22 protein-coding genes are annotated in these 19551 nt (G+C 68.5%); 10 read left to right on the top strand and 12 right to left on the bottom strand.

All coding sequences use genetic code 11. The features are described 5' to 3' along the window. Window positions 1-607: 607 nt before the first annotated feature. Complete coding sequence (locus tag FHR37_RS01975) at window positions 608-2134, top strand: FAD-binding oxidoreductase (RefSeq protein ID WP_092881551.1); 1527 nt, start codon at window positions 608-610, stop codon at window positions 2132-2134. On the opposite strand, the gene FHR37_RS01970 is transcribed toward FHR37_RS01975, so the two are convergent. Further along, window positions 2061-2693: a MarR family winged helix-turn-helix transcriptional regulator gene (locus FHR37_RS01970; protein WP_202817917.1), complete on the bottom strand. Its 633-nt coding sequence runs from the start codon at window positions 2691-2693 to the stop codon at window positions 2061-2063. The genes FHR37_RS01975 and FHR37_RS01970 overlap by 74 nt on opposite strands. 39 nt (window positions 2694-2732) lie before the next feature. Between FHR37_RS01970 and FHR37_RS31180 the strand changes: the two genes are divergently transcribed. The 5 genes from FHR37_RS31180 (at window position 2733) to FHR37_RS01950 (ending at window position 5907) form a co-directional block, all read left to right on the top strand. Continuing rightward, on the top strand, window positions 2733-3350 hold the full coding sequence (locus tag FHR37_RS31180) for a mycothiol-dependent nitroreductase Rv2466c family protein (RefSeq protein ID WP_237768622.1): 618 nt from the start codon (window positions 2733-2735) through the stop codon (window positions 3348-3350). Further along, the gene (locus FHR37_RS31175; RefSeq protein ID WP_237768618.1) at window positions 3266-3787 is read left to right on the top strand and encodes an HIT family protein; all 522 of its coding nucleotides are present in this window, start codon (window positions 3266-3268) and stop codon (window positions 3785-3787) included. The genes FHR37_RS31180 and FHR37_RS31175 overlap by 85 nt, the downstream gene beginning before the upstream one ends. A gap of 145 nt (window positions 3788-3932) precedes the next feature. Beyond that, a complete protein-coding gene (locus FHR37_RS01960; protein ID WP_092881549.1) occupies window positions 3933-4835 on the top strand; it encodes a hypothetical protein in 903 nt (300 codons plus the stop codon). After that, on the top strand, window positions 4832-5281 hold the full coding sequence (locus FHR37_RS01955; protein ID WP_092881547.1) for a phage holin family protein: 450 nt from the start codon (window positions 4832-4834) through the stop codon (window positions 5279-5281). The genes FHR37_RS01960 and FHR37_RS01955 overlap by 4 nt, the downstream gene beginning before the upstream one ends. After that, a complete protein-coding gene (locus FHR37_RS01950; protein ID WP_092881545.1) occupies window positions 5254-5907 on the top strand; it encodes a DUF3618 domain-containing protein in 654 nt (217 codons plus the stop codon). The genes FHR37_RS01955 and FHR37_RS01950 overlap by 28 nt, the downstream gene beginning before the upstream one ends. 94 nt (window positions 5908-6001) lie before the next feature. Here FHR37_RS01950 and FHR37_RS31170 read toward each other — a convergent pair whose 3' ends face one another. Then, window positions 6002-8032 (bottom strand): HNH endonuclease, encoded by a 2031-nt coding sequence (locus tag FHR37_RS31170; RefSeq protein WP_237768598.1) that lies wholly within the window; start codon window positions 8030-8032, stop codon window positions 6002-6004. Between the two features lie 168 nt (window positions 8033-8200). After that, entirely contained in the window at window positions 8201-9136 is a 936-nt protein-coding gene (locus FHR37_RS01940; protein WP_202817916.1) for an AraC family transcriptional regulator, read from the bottom strand. 114 nt (window positions 9137-9250) lie between these two features. Here FHR37_RS01940 and FHR37_RS01935 point away from each other — a divergent pair, with 114 nt between their 5' ends. Further along, window positions 9251-10018, top strand: a complete 768-nt coding sequence (locus tag FHR37_RS01935) for a class I SAM-dependent methyltransferase (RefSeq protein WP_092881539.1) — start codon at window positions 9251-9253, stop codon at window positions 10016-10018. 28 nt (window positions 10019-10046) lie between these two features. On the opposite strand, the gene FHR37_RS01930 is transcribed toward FHR37_RS01935, so the two are convergent. From FHR37_RS01930 to FHR37_RS32865, 6 genes are all read right to left on the bottom strand, one after another. After that, window positions 10047-10625: a calcium-binding protein gene (locus FHR37_RS01930; protein ID WP_092881537.1), complete on the bottom strand. Its 579-nt coding sequence runs from the start codon at window positions 10623-10625 to the stop codon at window positions 10047-10049. Window positions 10626-10773: 148 nt separating this feature from the next. Further along, window positions 10774-11361 carry a hypothetical protein gene (locus FHR37_RS01925; RefSeq protein ID WP_092881535.1) on the bottom strand — a complete coding sequence of 196 codons (588 nt, stop codon included), beginning with the start codon at window positions 11359-11361 and terminating at the stop codon, window positions 10774-10776. Between the two features lie 130 nt (window positions 11362-11491). Beyond that, window positions 11492-12376: a phosphotransferase gene (locus FHR37_RS01920; protein WP_092881533.1), complete on the bottom strand. Its 885-nt coding sequence runs from the start codon at window positions 12374-12376 to the stop codon at window positions 11492-11494. An 8-nt stretch (window positions 12377-12384) separates the two neighbouring features. Then, window positions 12385-13233: a fructosamine kinase family protein gene (locus FHR37_RS01915; protein ID WP_175542368.1), complete on the bottom strand. Its 849-nt coding sequence runs from the start codon at window positions 13231-13233 to the stop codon at window positions 12385-12387. A 34-nt stretch (window positions 13234-13267) separates the two neighbouring features. Further along, window positions 13268-14560, bottom strand: a complete 1293-nt coding sequence (locus FHR37_RS01910; protein WP_092881529.1) for an MFS transporter — start codon at window positions 14558-14560, stop codon at window positions 13268-13270. A 78-nt stretch (window positions 14561-14638) separates the two neighbouring features. Further along, window positions 14639-15601 carry an FkbM family methyltransferase gene (locus FHR37_RS32865; RefSeq protein WP_092881527.1) on the bottom strand — a complete coding sequence of 321 codons (963 nt, stop codon included), beginning with the start codon at window positions 15599-15601 and terminating at the stop codon, window positions 14639-14641. 123 nt (window positions 15602-15724) lie between these two features. On the opposite strand from FHR37_RS32865, the gene FHR37_RS01900 reads away from it, so the two are divergent. Together FHR37_RS01900 and FHR37_RS01895 are read left to right on the top strand one after the other, a co-directional pair. Continuing rightward, window positions 15725-16306, top strand: coding sequence for a hypothetical protein (locus FHR37_RS01900; protein ID WP_175542367.1), 582 nt, complete (start codon window positions 15725-15727; stop codon window positions 16304-16306). 14 nt (window positions 16307-16320) lie between these two features. Next, complete coding sequence (locus FHR37_RS01895) at window positions 16321-17082, top strand: carbon-nitrogen hydrolase family protein (protein ID WP_175542366.1); 762 nt, start codon at window positions 16321-16323, stop codon at window positions 17080-17082. Window positions 17083-17125: 43 nt separating this feature from the next. Here the strand turns inward: FHR37_RS01895 and FHR37_RS01890 are convergent, their stop codons facing one another. Further along, entirely contained in the window at window positions 17126-17425 is a 300-nt protein-coding gene (locus FHR37_RS01890; protein WP_092881523.1) for an MmcQ/YjbR family DNA-binding protein, read from the bottom strand. Window positions 17426-17552: 127 nt separating this feature from the next. On the opposite strand from FHR37_RS01890, the gene FHR37_RS01885 reads away from it, so the two are divergent. After that, entirely contained in the window at window positions 17553-18206 is a 654-nt protein-coding gene (locus FHR37_RS01885; protein WP_092881521.1) for a class I SAM-dependent methyltransferase, read from the top strand. Between the two features lie 65 nt (window positions 18207-18271). Here the strand turns inward: FHR37_RS01885 and FHR37_RS01880 are convergent, their stop codons facing one another. Further along, a complete protein-coding gene (locus FHR37_RS01880; RefSeq protein ID WP_237768596.1) occupies window positions 18272-18907 on the bottom strand; it encodes an NADP-dependent oxidoreductase in 636 nt (211 codons plus the stop codon). A 12-nt stretch (window positions 18908-18919) separates the two neighbouring features. After that, window positions 18920-19192 (bottom strand): alcohol dehydrogenase catalytic domain-containing protein, encoded by a 273-nt coding sequence (locus tag FHR37_RS31160; protein WP_237768595.1) that lies wholly within the window; start codon window positions 19190-19192, stop codon window positions 18920-18922. Window positions 19193-19551 lie beyond the last annotated feature (359 nt).

The raw sequence follows: 19551 nt of genomic DNA, 5'->3' as shown, positions 1-19551 counted from the left end.
TGACTGTTGCCGTTTCTGCCCTGCCATCTGAACGGAACGGTGATACCGAGGTCCCGCACGATCCATTTACCCGTTCCGCGGAAGTTTCGCGGAAGCCGGGGCGGCTGCGGTGTCTGCTCGCGACCCCAGGCGGCCACCTTCGGTGACGCGGCGGCGTGGGCCGGCGGAAGTGCCCTGGCGCGCGGCGCATGACTGACAGGCAAGGCCGGCTTGACGTCCGACACGGTTTCGGTACGCGTCACCCGCGTCGCAGCCGACGCTCCGCCGTCCCGCGGAAGTGCGGGAATGACGGCAAGTGCCCCGATGGCGGCAACAGACGCTATCGCCCGACGCGTGTGACCCATTGTGGCTCCCCGAGGTTCGCGTCACGTCCGGATGCGTGACGCCGGATCCCTGCCCGGCAATGAGGGCCGTCCCCGAAGCGGCGAATACCAAAACCGCACGGCGTGTCGAACTCTTTTACGGCCGACGCCCGAACCGGTCGACGCAATGTACGACGGTGCCGAGAAAACGCCGGGAAATCGGCGAGAACGGTTGCCCGACTCTGCACTCGGGCAGGAATTCCCGCGGCCGACCAGTCGCCGTACGCGAACTCCAGGAGCGCACCATGCCCGACCTCACTCGTCGCGACCTGATCAGGGCCACGGCCGCCGCCGGGTCCGGGGCCGTCATCCTCCCGGGCGTCGCGTCCGCCGGCCCGTCCCACGACCCGCACGGCCCACACGACGGGCACGACGAGCACGACCATCCCCGGCACCCGAAGAGCGAACCGGCGGAGCTGACCGGCCGGATCGTCCGCCCCGGTGACCCCGACTACCCCAGGGCCAGCCTCGGCTGGGACGAGCTCTTCGTCCACTATCCGCTGGTCATCGTCTTCGCCGAGGAGACCAGGGACGTGCTCAACGCGCTCGCCTGGGCGCGGCAGCACAACGTCGCACTGCGGGTACGGAGTGGCCGGCACAGCCTCGAGGGCTGGTCCAACGTCGACAACGGCATCGTGATCGACGTCAGCGAGCTGAAGTCGGCGCACATCGACAAGGCCTCGCTCACCGCCACGGTCGGCGCGGGGCTCAACCAGCTGGAGGCGGTGACTGCTCTCGGCCGGGAGGACCTCGCCGTCACGACCGGGACGGAGGGCAGCGTGGGCCTGTCGGGCGCGACGCTCGGCGGGGGTTTCGGCTTCCTCACCCGCTATCTCGGCATGGCCTGCGACAACCTGATCGGGGCCGACGTCGTCGTACCGTGGGGCGCCGACGGTGCCAAGGTGCTGCACGTGAACGAGAAGTGCCACACCGACCTGCTCTGGGCTCTTCGCGGCGCCGGCAACGGCAACTACGGCATCGTCACATCCCTTACCTACAAGGTGTCCCCACTGAAGGAGGTCGTCTACGTGCAGGCGGCCTGGGATGGGCTCGGCGACCTGCACGGCGTCTTCGACGCGTGGCAGAGCACGGCCCCGTTCACCAACAGTCGGCTCGGGACACAGGTGGAGATCCACAAGCCGCAGATCCTGCTGTTCGCCGTCCTCGCGGACGGGACCCGGGCCGAGGCTCTCGAACTGCTGTCCCCGATCCTCTCGGTCGGCAAGCCCACGGTCACGGTGCAGACCGGTGGGTGGGCCGAGATCTACGCCGGGTTCCAGATCCCGACCCGGGACGAGCCGGCGAACTGGAAGTTCTTCTCGCAGTTCACCCGCAAGCCGTTCCCTTCCAGGGCCGTCAGCATCATCGGCGAGTTCATGAACAACGCACCCACCGACGACAGCAACTTCTTCACTCAGGCGTTCGGCGGACGCGTCCGGAGGGCGACCAGGCCGGCCGGCGGCACGTCGTTCGCGCACCGCGACGCACTCTTCTACTCCGAGCCCGGCGCCGGCTGGGGCAAGCGGGGAGAGCCGAACTGCAACGACCCGCTCACCTCGCAGTCCCAGGCCTGGATCGCGGAGTTCAGTCAGGCGCTTCGCCCCTACGTGGACGGCGCGTACGTCAACGTGCCGAACATCGGCATGGCCGAGTGGGAGACGGCATACTGGCGATCGAACTTCTGCCGGCTGCGCAAGATCAAGTCGAAGTACGACCCGACGAACCTCTTCCAGTACGAGCAGAGCGTCCCGCCCTGGTCCTGCGACCGGTAGCACCGCCATCGCCCGCACCCGTGCCCCCGGTGCTCGGCAGGGTCTCGACAGACGTCAACAGCTTGCCGAGCAACGACGCGAGCTGGCGTTGCTCCCGGTCGTCGAGCGTCTCGAGGATGGCTGCCTCGTTCAGCATGTGAGCGCGCATGAGCTTGTCGACGAGTCGCCGGCCGGCTGTGGTCAAGGTGGCGATCCGGCCTCTGGCGTCCTCCGGGTCACGGGTCCGCGTCACCAGCCCGGCTGCGGCGAGCCGGTCGACCCGCTTGGTCACCGCGCCGGGAGTGACCAGGGTCGCGCGGGCGAGCTCGCCGCTGGGCAGCGCATGGGGCGGTGCGCTTCGGCGCAGGGCAGCCAGGACGTCGAAGTCGCCGGGTGCGAGCCCCGCGTCGGCGAACGGCGGCCGGAGTATCGGGTCACACACCGAGGCCAGTCGTTGGATTCTTCCCAGGACCAGCATCGGTGAAGGATCCAGGCCCGGCAGCCTGGCTCGCCACTGGTCGACGATCGCGTGCACGGCGTCGCTGTCGGGGGATGGTTCGCGCTCACTGCCTAGGGCCACCTCGCCAGGATACTTTCCTGGTCAAGTACTCTGCTTTCCATGGAAACTAATCCCGCTCTTTCCGGTGTGACGATCTATGTCGACCCGACCTGTCCCTTCGCGTGGATCACCAGCAGGTGGCTCGCCGAGGTCGAGCTGCACACCGGCGTGGAGGTGCGCCGCGAGCTGATGAGTCTCTCCGTTGCGAACGAGGGGCGGGAGCTCGACGACTGGTATCGGGACTACAACGACGGTGCGTGGCGCCCCGCCCGCGTTGCGGCCGCCCTCCTCGCCTCTGCTCATGCGGGGCGCTGGACGGAATTCTACGAGACGTTCGGACAGCGGCGCCACGTCGGCGGCCTACGGGACGACGCGCGGAACGTCGCACTGACCTTGGACGAGCTCCGGCTGCCGGTGGAGCTGACTGGCGCGGCCGAGGACTCCTCCTGGGACGACGATCTGCGCGCCCGTACGAAGGCGGCCACCGCGCCCCTGACCGACGACGGCGGCACCCCGATCGTGCACGTCGGCGACCGGGGATTCTTCGGGCCCGTACTCACGGCCGTGCCCCGCGGAGACGACGCCGTCCGGCTCTGGCACGCGGTGTCGACGCTCGCGACCATCCCCTCCTTCAGCGAACTCAAGGGCGCACGCGGCGAGCACCTGCAGACGGACTGATCGCACGAGCCACCTCTTGCGGCTCACTCAGGTCACTGGGAGGCCAGGACTGCCCGAGTGCCGTCATCGCGGAGAACGACCTGGCTCTGTCGTTCGTCCGCGACGACCGGCTGGACGGTTACTCGTACGTCATTCCGAAGCGGCATGTGCCGCTGCTCGCCGATCTCCGGGACGACGAGGCCTCCGCGGTCATGACCATGATTCGTCAACTCGCAACAGCCATCACGTCCGAACTGCGGCCAGACGGTCTGAACGTCTTCCAGAACAACGGGATCGTCGCCAACCAGACCGTGCCGCACGTGCACTTCCACGTCGCGCCGCGGACCGTCGAGCAGATGGCGACGTGGACGCCGGCGAGCGACGCCTGGAGCGGTGCCGTCCAGCCCGTCGAGCCCCGTCGCGAACTCGCCCAGCGCTTCGCCCGCCACCTGCCGTAGCACCCCGTGGACTGACCAGGCCGGACAGCACGCGCGACGACCCGGCCTCAGCCTTACGTGTTAAGGCACCGAACCGGGGTAGGCCAGCACGACATGCGACCGAGGGCCTTCTCGGCCCTTCGCACCTACGACAGTTGGAGGAAGCATGTCGACCCCTAGCTACGGTGGCCCGGCCGGTTCGGAGCCGACAGGCGCCAGCGATGGCAAGGAGCAGGCACGGCAGGTCGCGGGGAACGCCGCACAGGAGGGTTCCCGCGTCGCCGGGGTTGCCAAGGACCAGGCGCAGCAGGTCGCGTCGGAAGCTCAGCACCAGGCCAGAAACCTCCTCCACGACGTACGCGGACAGGTGGACGAACAGTCCCGCCTACAGCGGGACCGACTGGTCGGCACGTTGCAGAACTTCAGCGACGACGTCGAGAAGATGGCGAGCGGCCAGGACGGCAACGGAGGGCTTGCCCACGAAGTCGCCCGGCAGGTCGCCGGTCGAGTACGTGAGTTCAGCTCGCGGATCGACGGCCGTGAGCCGGCCGAACTCCTCGACGAGGTCCGCCGCTTCGCGCGCCGGCGGCCGGGCACGTTCCTCGCGGGCGCACTCGCGGCCGGTGTGGTGGCAGGCCGGCTGACCCGCGGCGCCAAGGAAGCCAACAACAACTCAGATGGTGCGCACAGCACCAGCGGCTCGGCAGGTTCCACCTCCGGCTACGACGGCGGAGTGGGCGGTTACACCAGGCCCGGAGCCACCGACTCGAACACGGTCGGAGACGCCGCGGCCAACTACGGGCCGAGCAGCCAGTACGAAACCTCCAGCACCGCCGACCCGACGAGCACCACCGGCTACAGCGGCGGCACCACCGCTCCGGCCGCCGGACCCGGCTGGTCCGAGCAGGAGAACCCGTACGCACCTCCGCGTACGGGCGCGGGCTCGGGAGGCTCGGGTGGGGTCGCTCCGCTGGACCCCGCGTCGGACGAGTACGCCCCGCCCGCCGAGCAGACGCCCGGTAGCGGCCGGATCGCCGACCGGCGCGGAACCACCGGGGAGGCGCCGTGAGCGGCACGGAACCGTTCAGCCCATCCGATTCCTACCACGCGACGACCGGTGGTGAGAGGCCGTCGGACAACCGTTCGCTCGGCGAGATCGTGGGGGCGATCGCCGGCGACCTGACCACGTTGGTACGCGCGGAGCTCGACCTCGCGAAGACGGAACTGAAGCGGGAGGCGACTCATGCCGGCAAGGGCGCGGGCCTCCTCGGAGGTGCCGGTGTCACCGGCCTGCTCGCGCTCGTGTTCGCGTCGCTGGCGTTGATGTTCGTACTCGACAACTGGATGCCCATCGGCCTGGCGGCGCTCATCGTCGCCGTCATCTGGGGCGTCGTCGCCGCCGTGCTCGCCACCCGCGGCAAGAAGGAACTCAAGCAGCCCATGCCTCCCCTGGAGGCGACACAGCGCACCCTGAAGGAGGACGTGCAATGGGCCAAAGCACAGAGGGGCAGTTGACCGACCAGATCGCCGACACGCGTGAGGACCTCTCGCGCAACCTCGACGCTCTGACCGACAAGGTGAGTCCGAGTCGGGTGGTCGAACGCCGCAAGGAAGCCGTACGCGGCCGGTTCGGTCGGGTGCGCGACCGGTTCATGGGGACGGCGCACGACGTCCGCGGCGTTGCGGGTCACGCGACCAGCAATGCGGGCGGGTCCGTGAGCGACCGCGCATCACAGGTCGGAAGCACGGCCAGTGACGCGGCCTCCGGCGCCGTCGACACGGTGTCCAGCACCGCGCACGGCGCTGCCCACACGGTGCAGGAGCGGACCGAGGGCAACCCGTTGGCGGTCGGGCTGATCGCGTTCGGGGCCGGCGCCCTGATCGGCTCTTTGTTGCCGGCCACCCAGAAGGAAACCCGGGTGGCCCGGCAGGTGGTGGAAACCGCCAAGGAGAAGGGCCAACCGCTGGTGGAGGAAGCGAAGTCCGTCGGCCAGGACGTCAGCCAGGACCTCCGCGAACACGCCACCGAAGCTGCCCAGGAAGTTCGCAGCACCGCCGAGGAAGGCGTACGCCAGGTAAGGGACGAAGGTCAGTCCTCGGCGCAGAACGTCAAGGACGATGCGAGGTCGCGTACGCGATAGAGGTCTGTGCACCAAGACCACTTCGCGTTTCGCCTGAACGTACGGCGCGTGGATGTCACTCATGTCGAGTGGATCCACGCGCCGTTCGTCTTCCTCAGAACGGCGGCAGGTCATCCTCGATCGTCCCTGTGCTCGCGCCGGTGGTGGCCGGCTCGGGTGGCACAGGGTCGGTGAGTGATGGTGCCGCGCTTCGGTACCGTCGGCCGAACGGGTCGGCAAGAGTGTGTTCGCCGGGGCCGGTCTGCTTGAGTTTCCAGTCCCGTTCGGTCTTGGCCTTGTGGTGGCGTGGGCACAGCGGGGCGATGTTGTCCACCGACGTTTCGCCACCGTCGGCGTACTCGGTGTTGTGGTCCAGGTGACACGTCGCGGCCGGGCGTCGGCAGGTGGTCCACACACACCGCTGGTCGCGGGCATGCACCAGCTCGGCCTGCAGCCCGCGCAGGAACCTCGCCGGGATCGGATGCAGGTGCAGTAACCGCCCGGTCACCGGATGGGTGACCCCGACACTGAATCTGGCTTCGGGGTTGTCGAGGTGGTTCGCCACGATCCGGCGGGCCACCTCGGTGATGATCGGCCCGACTCCGCCGAGCTCACCGGGCCGGGTGGACAGCCCCATCAGCGTGGTCAACGGCACGTTCAGCTGAATCTTCGAGCGCGTCCTTATCGGACCCCAGCTCGGCTGCAAAGAGGTCCACGGCGGTGGTGGCGGTGTGGAATTGTCTGTCGGCGGAGCCTGCGAATCAGGTGGATCAAGTGGATCGGGTGGGTCGGGTGGGTCGGGGTGTCCCGGCGGCTCGGCGGTGCGGGCTGCGGCCTCGTGGGCGGCGGTGTCGTGGACTCGGACCCCGTTCGTCGCGGCCGCGCCGCACACACTGCAAATGGCCGGTGCCGGAGAACAGTTCCCACACTCACACCAACTGTCGTGCAGGTCGTGGTCGGGGAACCGGTGAACAGCACAGCGCCCCGGTCCACCCTGGTCAGTGTCGCTCTGCGCCCACTTGGTCTCGGGCTCGGCCTCGGGCCACTCGGTCTGGCTTTGCGCCCGCTCGTTCTTGGGCTGGGCGTCGTCTCCGGCTCGCGGCTCGTCTTCGGGCTGCTCGGCGTCGACCTGCTCGCCGTCGGCCCGCTCCTGCGGAGAGTCGCCATCCGCAGGCCGCTGCCCAGAGTCCTCCTGCCCAGAGTCGGCCTGCTCGAGGTCGTCCAGCTCGAGGTCGCCTTGCTCAGATTCGCCTTGCGCCGCTGGGTTCTGTGCCCCAGCCTTCGTCTGCGTGCACTCCCCCTGATCAGCGGTGGCTGTGGGGGCGGAGCAGTCAACGAGGTCGGCGGAACCACTGAGCAGGGAGAAGGCGACGTCCGCGCGCAGTTGGCTCAGCTTGCGCGGGTCGCCGGCGGACTTCACGGCACGGGCGATCGCGTCGATGTACCCGTACGCCTCCGCGGCCTGATCAGCGGACAGGCCGCGGATTGCCAGGTCGGCGACACCGTCGACAGCCGGCCAGATCGCGACGTTCCGCCCCGTCCGCGCGGCGCGGTGCCGTTTACCGGCAGCCTCGGGATCGGCTTTCACGACCTCCGCCTCCACCTTCGCCCGCAACAACCCGCCCCGCAGTTCCAGCACCTTCGGGAAGATCGCGTCCTCGACCGCACCCCACAGGTCGGGTTTCGCGTCGGTGATCCGGTCCACGATCGCCCGCACGTCGGGCAGCTCCAGCCCACCGGACGCCAGCGCCGCACGTGTGCGCGGCAGACGGGGCACGGTGAGGGCCAGCGCCAAATACCAGCTGGAGCGGTAGCCCGACCACCGCAGCAAAGGTTCCAGCACGGCCTGGGTCATCGGGTCCATCTCGGCACTGCGCTGCGCCGGCTCATCGGGCATACCGGGTTCGGCGAAGGCCAGCTCGTTCACCTCGGCCAGACACTCGGCCTCCGCCCAGCCGATCAGCCGCCGCCACGCCCTGGCCCGCTCCTCCACCTCAAACCCGTTACACACCCCGCGATCCACCGACGCCAGCAACACCGCAAGCCGCGGCCCACCCGGCACATCAGCAAACCCGCCCGGCAGCACCCGGCGACGACCCGGACCCTCACCCGGATCGCCGCCGAAGTACTCACCGCCGTCGCTCATGTGTTCGAGTCTACCGCACATGATCGGCTTCCGCTCGCAGGAAACCGCCTGTCCACAAGAAGAATCGATGTCAATTTCTGCTTGCATCGACATCGCCCGACGCCTCGTCGTACACGCATGCAACGCCAGGACACGCAACGCAGAGGCACCACCGACAAGCCTGCCCCGTCAACCGGCGCGCTGGCTGCGACGCCACCGCTCGGGGGTGATGCCGTAGCGGTCGCGGAAGCGGCGTACGAGATAGGTGGCGTCGCGCAGGCCGGTCCGTGCGGCCACCACGCCGAGCGGTAGGTCGGTCTCCCGCAACATCCGCCGCACCTCGGTCATGCGCCGTTCGGTGACCCATTCGAGCAGCGGGCGGCCGGTGCGTTCACGGACCACGGTGGTGAGATGTCCCGGCGTGTACCCGAGCGCCCGGGCGATGTCCGCGGCCGAGACGGGATCGCGGAAGGTTGCCTCGATCTGGTGGAAGACCTGTTCCACCAGGGGATCCGGCGCGCCCACCGATGCCGGTGGAGCCAACCGCGCGGCCGCGACCAGAACGCGGGTCAGGAGCCCGGCGACGACCTCACCGGCGCCGAGACGATGCGGATCGGCAAGCTCGTCGGACAGTTCGGCCAGCCACTCCGACCATCGGGCCCGGTCCGGTTCGGCGACCAGGCCGTGCCCCGCGTCGGGTGCGAACATCGCCAGCAGCGGATGGGTGGACCAGGCCAACGGCGAGACCGCCGCCAAGGCCGGCACCGCGTCCGGTGTGAACGCGACCGACCATGCGCGGCAGCGGGTCAGCGCGATCACGGCCGATATGTCGATCACCCGGCCCGGCGGCACCGCGTGCACCTGACCAGGACGCAGCGGCAGGTCCGTACCGTCGACGGAGAACGAACCCTCGCCCTCCTCGACGTACACCAGGACGAGGAAGTCGTGCGCGTGCCGGTGAGCCGGTGGAACACCCACGTGCGCACCCTCGGCGTCGAAGCACTCCACCGAGACCGGCGGCACGCCCGGACGAAGCTCGTAGCGGTAGACGGGCGTCCCGTCCGAACGCATCGTCCGCAGGCGCGAGGACCGTCCCGGCGAGGTGCGAACCGAAGGATGTGCCATGGCGTCCGACTCCTGTCCTGTCCTGGAGCCGAAGAATATCCAAGGCTGGACGGTGACAACACCACGTCGTACGGACCCGCCTGATCCGGCGGGGCGAGCAGCCAGGGAGCAACCATGACATCCGGGACCAACGTACGCATCATCGACCAGCGCGCGCCGGAGGACCACGGCCGCCCGTTCCTGCCGGGAGCGGGAAAGACCTGGCTCCTCCCCTTCTACGATCTCTTCAGCCGGGTGGCCGACGTCCGGCGGCTGCACGAACGCGTCGCCCAAATCGCCGGTATCACGCCCGGCCAGACCGTGGTCGACGTCGGGTGCGGAACCGGCAACCTGTCGCTCGCGGTCCTCGCGGCACAACCGGGCGCCCGCGTTACCGGCCTCGATCCGGACGACGACGCACTTCGCCGGGCCGCCCGCAAGGCGCTGCGGCGCGGCGTGTCCCTGACCCTCACCCAGGGATACGCCGACCGGATTCCGGTCGAGGATGCCACCCTCGACCACGTCGTCTCGTCGCTGGCGCTGCACCACGTCGACAACGACGGACGGGTGGGGTTCGCGAAGGACGCGCTGCGCGCACTCCGGCCGGGAGGCAAGGTCACCGTCGTCGACTTCGGCGGCCCGGCGTCCGGTGCCGACGGCGCCGCCGCCGATCATGCTCACCACGACGCGCACAGCCACGGCCGCGGCCATGCGCTCCGGCACCTCCCCGGCCTGGTCCGCATGATCCGCTCGCGGGTCGCGACCAGCCCCGTCGTCTCCCGCAACTTCGACAACGGCCTCGTCACGCTCCTCCTCGACGCCGGGTTCGCCGACGCCCGCGAGGTCGAACACCTCGATCACAGGTTCGGGCGGATCACCTTCGTCCAGGCGACCCGCCCGTAAGACCCACCGACAACGCGACGCGTAACGGTCAGGGGATGGTGGCGTCCTTGGTGTCGGCTTCCCCGGCGCGGAAGTCGACGGCGATGTCGGTGCCCGTGCCGCCGGAGAAGGAGTCGGCACCGCGTCCGCCGGCCAGGAGATCCGAGCCGGCGCCACCCTGGAGTACGTCGTCGCCGAGCCCGCCGGCCAGACCGTCACTACCGGCACCACCCTGGAGTACGTCGTTTCCCGCGCCTCCGACGAGGGCGTCGTTACCCAGACCACCGTCAGCGGTGTCGTCACCGGCATCGGCGAGCACCACGTCGTTTCCTCCACCCGCCGCGACCAGGTCGATCCCTCCGCGGGCGTCGACGAGATCGTTGCCGTCACGGGTGAAGATGAGGTCGGGTTCGTCGGTGCCGGTGATGTGGTCGGTTCCGGCGCGGCCGGTGATGACGGTGACCGTGGCTGTGCCGGTCAGGGCGCCGTCACCGACCCGCACCGTGACGACCGTGGTTCCGTACGCCTGCGGGTTGGTAGGTACTGTCAACGTGCGGTTGGCACCGCTCCCGGCGAAGGCGATCCCGGTGTCGGGGAGCACCCGCTGGTTGCCGGAGGTCGCCGACACCGTGAGCTGCCCGGACGGCGTCTCGGCGTCGCGGCGACGGCGAACAGCCTGGTTCCTGCGGGTAGCTCTCCCGGAATCACCCGTCCAGGAGTGGCCCGGTCATCGGTGGTGCCGGCGCGCCGCGCGAATTGCCCGCAGGGATCCCCGGTCAGGGAGCGGTGCGCGAGGTGGCTTGCGAAGCCCACTCGTACAGCACGGAGTACGCCGGGCCGTCGGCACCGAGCCCGGTGACCTCGTTGATGTGCTCGACGACCCGCCGGGTGGAGGGGTCGCCGAGATCTCCAAGCCCGCGAACCTTCACCAGGTAACGAATTCCGGCCGCGGCGTCGGCGGCGATCCCGTTGTGGGCGAGTACGTCGAACACCTCGGCGACCGAGTCGGCATGCAGGCTCGAGGCGAGGCGGTATCCGGACGCGACCAGTTCGAACGCGCGCTCCACCTCGTCACCGGCCAGGTAGCCGGGACGGCCACGGTGACCCATCTCGGCGACCACCAGGTACCCCCGGTCCGGGTCCGCGGTGAGCTCGGCCACCTCCTCCCGGGTCCCGAAGAACTCCTGTCGCGGCACGTCCGCAGGCACCTCCGCGAGGATCGCGTTCGTCAGGGTGCTCTTGCCCGCGTTCCGCGGGAGCGCGTAGACCAGGAACGACTCACCCGACGCCGCGATCCGCCGCAGGAGGTCGGCACCATCCTCCGTGACGGACCCGTTCGCCACCATGTCGGTCAGCGTGATCACAGCGACTCCCCTCGACGAAACATCGGCAGGGTACCGCCGGACACTGGCAGGAACGACTCGTCGTACGAACGGTGAACGGCCAGACAAGGACATGCTGCCGCCCTACTCCCGCGCACGCATGCCGGGCACTCTAGTCGCGCAGGTCGGCGGGCGGCGTGTGGAAGGTACCGGCTGCAATCCGTTCGCGCACTCGGCTGAGTATCCGGTCACCGGACCGTGTGTCCCCACTTCGGTACGCGGCCGTCGCAGCCTCCACCGCGAACATCGGGCGATAGACACGCGCTCGCGCGAGCACCTCGTCATCGACAACGGAAGCGAGCGCCCGGAAGCCGAAACCGTCGGCCAGACAGGCGACGTCGTAGGCGTGATCGCCTTCGAAGGCGAAGTCCCAGTCCAGTACGCCGACGAGTTTCTCGTCGTTCCAGAACAGGTTGTAGCCGGTCAGGTCGGCATGCACGAGAACCGGTGGATCGGCTGCCGGCAGTGACATCAGCTCGGTGAGGCCCCGTTCGACCACCTGGGCATCCCCGGGGCCGAGCCGGGGCAGAACGTAGGCGTCGACCTCCTCCGCGAACGGATCACCCCCGGCATATCCGTAGGGCTGTGCAAGGTGCTCGCGGAGGCTGTCATCGACCGCCACGGCGGCAATGGCGGCGAGCAGTTCGCGGAGCGGAGTCAGGTCGCTGAGCCCCGGGTCCGGTTGTGGTCGGGAGGCGCCGCCGACATAGGTGACCGCGACCGCAACCCGGTCCTCGTACGCCACCACCTCACCCAGGGGTGCCGGAACCTCGAACGGCAGAGCAAGACCGGCGAGGTGTTCGTGCAAGGCGACACTGCGACGCAGCTCGGGGCCTGCGGTCTCGGGCGCGATCCGGATGGCGGCAACCCCGGGAACCACGACCACCTGGTGACAGGTTCCCTCGCTCAGGTAGGCCTTGGACAAGTCGTACTGTGGCCACAGGGCAGTGACGAGCACGCGAAGCTTCTGGGGCAGGGACCTGGCAGCGACCGGCATGACAGCCGTCACACACCGCTCTTGGTGAGGGTCTCGTCGAGCCAGCGCTCGTAGCGGCGACCGAAGTAGAGCACGTGCATGATCGCCGTGTAGACCTGGTAGATCGGTGCACGGGCCTCGAAGAAGTCCTTGTCGATCGGGTGGAATCGCTGGTACGCCTCGAACACCGCGTCGGCGTAGGGCTGACCCACCACGTGGGACAGATCCAGCTCCGGGTGGCCGTAGACGACGGACGGGTCGAGCAGACCCGTTATTTTGTTGCCTTCTGCGAGGATGTTGGCGCTCCACAGGTCGCCGTGCAGCAACGTCGGAGCGGTCGGCTCGCTGAGACGTTCACCCAGTTGTTCGCAGAGCGTTTCGACACGTGCGCGGAAGCCTGCGTTCAGGGTCCCGTTCGCCACCGCCGCATCGGCGCAGTACCGCAGCCGCTGATCCCTGAAGAACGGCACCCAGGCGCTGGACCACCCGTTCGGTAGAACGAACCAGCCGTTCAGCGTCGGACCGTCGAAGCCGAAGTCGGCGGCGTGCCGTCCGTGCACGATCGCCAGTTCCTCACCGAGAGACGTGGCCGCGGCGTCGGTCAGGTGCGAGCCGGGCATGAAGGTCTGGACGAGGAGTTCCGGATCCGCATAGATCACCTCCGGCACGACGCGGGGATGGGTGTCGTGGAGATGGCGCACCATCGTCGCCTCGATGTCAAGGTGGGCTTGCTCCCCGAACGCCGCCTTGCAGACGACGGTACGCCCGTCCGCCAGAGTCAGCCGCCGCACGTCCGCCACCATCCCACCGGCCAGTGGGCTCTGGTCGACGACGTCCATTCCCGCACGACGGCGTACGGCGTCAAGGATGCGTTGCACCGCGTCACTGTCGGCAGGTGCCATGGTCCTTCTCTCACACCCTTGCCGCGAAGGCGGCATCGTCCGGACGGAAACGACGTGCGGTGAGCAGGAAGCCGACGAACCCGAGGGCGGTCAGTGCGGCGGGGATGACGAACAGCTGGGGTATCCCGAGCCAACCGACGCCGAACGCTCCGACCGACCCGCCGACGGCTCCGGCGAGCGGGATGCAGCTGCTGAACATCGACGAAGCGAGCCCGATCCTGTCCGGGCAGAGTTGCTGGGCAACGGTGATGCCAAGACCCGCCACCGCGGCCCACAGCCCGGACATCAGCATCTGGCCGACGAACAACCCAGCGACCTGAGTGCTGGTGGCGTACGCGAGATGGGCGCCGACTCCGAGCAGCGCCGCCATCGCGAGTACCCGAATCGGGGTGAACCTGTCGGCCAGCCGGGCGAAGACAGGCATCAGAAGGAGCTCGAGGAACGGCTGTACGGCGATCACGGTCCCGCGCAGGGCGTCACCGACGTGCAGCTGGTTGGCCATGTACAACGGAAGGAACGCGAACTTCATGGTGTCCCCGTTCATCACCAGCACACAGCATCCGAGGAACACCAGCAGCGGCGTAAGCCCGTTCTTCGTTCCGTACCTCGTCGTTCCTCTGATGCGATCACCGTGCCGACGAGCCGTCGACTCGGCGCTCTCGTCCGGCTTGCCGGTCTCCAGCCTGAAACGTTCGACGCGGCGGGTGCCCAGCGGAACCAGCTGCACGACCAGGCACGCGGCGTTGGCCAGGAGCAGCGGCCGCAGGCCGAAGGTCGCGCCGAACCAGCTGCCGAGAACGGGGCCGACGATCCAGCCTGCGGTGAACGACATGCGGACGGCGGAGACGATCCTGTTGTCCGCCGGGGACGGATGCCGGCTCAGCTCGTCGCGGGTGGCGGCGAACAGCTGCCCCATCGCACCGCCGCCGAAGCTCAGGACGAACGCCCCGATGAGGAACGGCATCCACGGCCGGTCGGCCAGCGCCATCGCGGTCCAGCCGAGTGCAGCGATCACCGCGCAGGTTCGATACAGGAACAGCCGGTTGGCCAACCGCTCCGACAGCGTGCCGACCAGAAAGCCTGCGACCGGCGCCGTGAGGTTGACCAGGTAGTACAGCCCGGCGGCCTGGATCGGGATGTGCAGCTCGGTGACCAGGTACAACGTCATCTGCGGCATGGTCGACGACGTGCCGATCCCGGCGACGAACAGACTGATGCACGCGGCCCTCAGGAACGGCGTACGCCAGATGATTCGCGCGACGGACGTGTCCTTCAGGCTATGGTCACCCTCAGCTTGTCCCAACCCGGCTCACAACCATCCTCTGGTCTGGCATGATCAGGCCGATCGTACGAGAGTGTTGCCGGCGCGGTCGGCCGAGGATCAGTCGGCGACCGGAATCCCGAGGTCGCGCAACTCCTCGGCACTCCGGGTGGTGAACAGCCAGTCCCGGTACTGCGAGTTCGGGCTGAGGTCGCTCGCGGGGGCCAGATCGTGGTCGCGAACGAGATGGAACCGGTAGCCGTGCGGCTCCACGAACTCCGCCAAGCCCGCACCGTCACTGTGCTCGAGGACCTCGCACAGGATGTCGGGCCGGTGGGTGGCGAGGAACTTCTGCCCGTACTCGAACACTGCGTGCTCGCCTCCCTCCACGTCCACCTTCATCACCACGCGCGCATCAGACTCGGCGACATCGGTGAACGAGTCCAGCGAGCGGATGCCGATGGGTACACCGTCGCTGAAGTGCATGTCCACGGAGTAGTAGCACGGCAGGGCGGAGTCACCCGAGGCGATCGGCATGTCCACGGTCGAGCCGGGAAGGCCGAGACCGACGTGGTGCAACGTCGTTCGGTCAAGGACGCGGTTGCGCACACAGTTGTCGAACAGCATCCGGTAGACCTCGGGAACGATCTCGAACGCGTGCGCTGTCAGCTTCGGGTTGACAGTGGTGCCGACGAGGGTGAACAGCCCGGTGTACGCGCCAACGTCGAGCATCACGTCGGCCGGTCGGGCGAGAGCGGCGAACATCCGTACGGCGAAGTCGTCAGCCGGTTGGGGTCGTCGCCCCTTGCCCCAGTACAGCTCCTTCGCCACCACACACGCCGCCGGAGCCAGCATGACGTAGCGCTCGTCGTCGACGATGCCGGTGACCTCGCGCACAGTTGCCGGTGCCGGCAGCCGACCCGTCCGGCGCAGCTCGGGGCGAACCGCGGACACCGTCGCCCGCATCGCCGCGTTCGGCAGCCGCCAGCCGAGCACGCGCTTGACGTGCTTCTTCGCACCGCGCCAGCTCTGCCGTCGTCCCGTTGCCGTGTCGCGGAAGTCGACCTCGGACTGTGCTCCCACCGTGAACTCCTTCGACGTCGGCTGCCCAAGCTATCCGTCGCGACCAGCAACTGCCAGCACCGTTGGCCGACACCACGTGTCATGCTCGGCGGCGTGAGCCGACCGGCGGATCAGGAGGCAGGCGTGCACGAGCCCATCACCCAGCGCGGTATCAAGATCGCCGGTGAGAACCCGATGATCATCCTCTACCGCCCCGGCAGTGACGACATCGTCGTACTGGCAAGCATGTGGACCGCGCGGTACTCACCCGTCGGTGCGGGACGCGCCCTGCTGATCTGGGCCGACCCCGAGCAGTCGGGGCTCGCTGTGGACGCGCCGATCGGCATCTACACCGACAACCCCGAACTCGCCACGTACGTCTGGGAGCACTTCTACCGCGACTACGACACGATCCGTGGGCGCGGCATCGAGAGCGGGTCACCTGTTCCGGCCCGGTTCGCCGAGGTCTCCGGCGGCGACCGGTTCCACCGGATCACCTGTGTCACCGCGGCCGCCACGATCGAGCTCGAATGGCGGGAGGTGCTCGACTGCTTCCAGGTGACGACGCAGCTGACCGGCTTCGAGACCTCGGTCGTCGCCTGCCCGTGCGCGGTGGGCGAGGTGCGCGTGAACGGCGTTGCCGCCCGCGGCGAGGTCCATCAGCCGGAGGGATGGTTCGGCAGTTCGGCGGCACTGGCCTTCGCCGAAACCTGGCGCGAGATCTGAACCCGGGAGATCCGATGCAAGCTGCGCTTGCGGTTCACCGCGTGGTCGCCGACCAGGCAGCCAACCTGACCAGCATCACGAAGCTGACGAGGGAAGCCGCCGGCAAGGGCGCGGACCTGGTCGTCTTCTCCGAGACGGCGCTGACCGGCTTCGTGGGCAACGACGACCCGGCACACGACCGTCTGCTCGCCCAGCCGATTCCAGGGCCGGTCACTGAGCACCTGGGCGCCCTGTCACGCGAGACCGGGATGTGGATCGCCATCGGCATGTACGAACGCGAGCGGACGGCGACGGAAGAGCGCCTCTACGACAGCGCGATCCTCATCGACCCGGACGGGAAGGTTCAGCTCCACTACCGGCGGATCAGTCCGCAGTGGCACGGGTCGCCGGACCGTCGGGTCTACCGCCAAGGAACAGATCTTCCTGTGGCGTCGACCGACTTCGGAACCTGCGCCTTCCTCCTCTGCGGCGACCTGTTCGACGACGAACTCGTGCAGCGGCTGCGCCGCGTCCAGCCGAACTGGTTGCTCTTCCCCTTCGCGCGCAGCTACGACTCCGAGGTGGCCGACGCCGAGCAGTGGGAACGGGAGGAGCGGTTCGTCTACGCAGATCGGGCCGCGCGCGCCGGAGTCGGTGCCCTGATGGTGAACCACCTCGCAGCACGTGACGTCGGCGGCTGTTTCGGCGGCGCCTTGGCGGTGGCTCCTGACGGCACGATCATCGGTGAGCTTCCGCCGGGCAACGAGGGCATCCTCCTCGTCGACCTCTCCCGCTGACGACGCTCACGTGCGCTGCAGAGAGGCAGAAGAACCGCGGTCCTCAGATGCCGGCGATCCGGTACGAGTCACGGAGCAGCTCATCGAGTTCGTCCACGTCGACTCGCCCCAACCGGACAAGGACCAACTGTGGTGATCGATCGTGGTGACTGGTCCAGTAGTAGGTGTCCGGCTCCGCCGATGCGAGCGCGTCACGCTCGTGAGTCTTGACGGTGAGCACGTCGTCTTCCCACACCCGAGCCATGAGAGTCCTCGCGAACCAGGCCGGGCGACCCCAGCTGAGCCGCTCGGTGACGCCGGGCAGCGCCAGGCAGATGCGTCTCACGTCGTCCTCGGTGGCCACAGGCCAACGATGGCGGCTGGTGGCTGCGACGTCCAGCATCCTCGTCCGCCGAGCGAAATTCGTACAACCGACGGCCGGACCTTCGCCGCTCCGCCGCGCCGCTCAGAGGTGTGATCAACTGGATCTCGTGGCGAAGACAGACTGGCACGAGTGGCATGCGAAGTACGACGATCCGGCGGGCTCGCTGTCGAAACGTCTCGGCACCGTTCGAACGGAGCTGACCCGAATCCTCGATGCCCGCGGTTCTCACCCCACTCAGCTGGTGAGTATCTGCGCAGGGGACGGTCGTGACGTCCTTCCGGTACTTGCCGCTGGGCGCGGTCACGTTAGCGCCGTCCTCGTTGAGTTGGACGGTGATCTCGCAGGTACCGCCCGGCGCGAAGCGGCCGGCCTTGGTCTCCACGGCATCGACGTTCGCACGGCCGACGCAGGTGCACTCGACTCCTATCTCGAGGTGCCCCGAGCCGACGTGTTCCTCGCGTGCGGTGTGTTCGGGAACATCACCCACGAGGATCTGGAAACCACGATCGCGACCCTGCCTCAACTGCTTGCCCCCCACGCTTCGGTGATCTGGACGCGTGGCGCCGAGAGGACCGAAGACCCGAGTGCCTCAACCGGCGATCCAGTCGATCTCGTACGCGAGGTGTTCGCTCAACAGGACTTCGTTGAGGACACGGTGATCCGCCCCCACGACGCAGGGTTCAGGGTTGGCGTCCATCGCTTCGTTGGAGCGCCCACGACGCCACGCCATGGCGGCCACATGTTCCGGTTCATCCGCTGACCGGGCTGAGCGCCGCCACCTTGGCACCAGCTGCTGGCGGGCCCGAGCAGTTCTGCGCAGCCAACCTACGGAACCACGATGAGCTTGCCCCGAGAGTGCCCGCCCTGGCTGACCTTGAAGGCTTCCGCAACCTCGTCCAGACCGTAGGTCGCCCCGACCTCGACGGTGAGGTGCCCCTCGTCCGCCAGCGCGGCCAGCCGCGCGGTTTCGGCACCGTCCGGACGCACCCAGATCAACCGGCCTCCATGGGCCTCGACCTCCCCATCGGTGACCGAGGCGTGGCGCCCGCCCGACTTCAGCACCGACAGCGTCACCTCGAGCTGACCTCCGACGAAGTCTGCCACCGCATCGACTCCGTCCGGAGCCAGTTCCCGGACCCGATCGGCCAGACCCTCGCCGTAGGCGACCGGCTCCGCACCGAGTTCGCGCAGGTAGGCGTGGTTGCGTTCGGAGGCGGTGCCGATCACTCGTGCACCGCGAGCCCGGGCGATCTGCACGGCGAAGCCGCCGACCCCACCGGCGGCCGCGTGCACCAAAAGCGTCTGGCCGGCCTCCACTTCCAGCGCGTCGAGCGTTCGTAGCGCGGTGCCCCCAGCCAGTGGCAGACCCGCCGCCTGTTCCCAGGTGAGCGAGGCGGGCTTACGAGCCACCGCGTGCACCGGAATCGCCATCTGCTCGGCGAAGGATCCACCGCTCAGCACGTCCTTACGGGCCTAGGCGATCACCTCGTCGCCGATCTGAAACTCCGGCGTGTCCATGCCCAGACCGACCACGACCCCCGCGACGTCCCAACCGGGGATCACCGGGAAGACAGCGTCGATCAGCCCGTCGAGACCGCCCGACATCGCCTTCCAGTCGACCGGGTTCACGCCGGCGGCACGCACCTCGACCAGAACCGAGCCGGGAAACAGCTTCGGGGTGGGAAGCTCTCGCGCAACCAGGGTGCTCGGGTCCGAGCTGTACTCGTCATAGACCACCGCGCGCATTGGATCTCCTCTCGTAGCGGTCTCCTCCTACAGCCCATGTTGCCGCCAGATATTCCGTACGCCGGCTCGTGGCGTGGTCATGCGTAGAGGCCCAGACGATCGGCAGCGAACTGGGTCGACCACGACAAAAGCGCTTGGTCAGAGGGTGGCTGGGGTGGGAGGACTCGAACCCCCATCATCAGATCCAAAAGGCGATGATCACCGTCAGCCCCTTGCTGACCTGCGGCGATTCTGGCCGAAGCGCTGTCTGAGGTGTCATCCAGAGCCACATGCGCCTGCAGTTCATTGACAGTGCCATTGACAGCCGGCGGCCGGGTCCGGCGGGCCTGCGGAGAGATGTCCCCCACGTTGAGCAACGC

The sequence above is a fragment of the Actinopolymorpha cephalotaxi genome (assembly GCF_013408535.1).
Classification (GTDB): Bacteria; Actinomycetota; Actinomycetes; order Propionibacteriales; family Actinopolymorphaceae; genus Actinopolymorpha; species Actinopolymorpha cephalotaxi.
The sequence above is the reverse complement of the archived record's forward strand: the minus strand, read 5'-3'. Positions and strand labels throughout refer to the sequence as shown.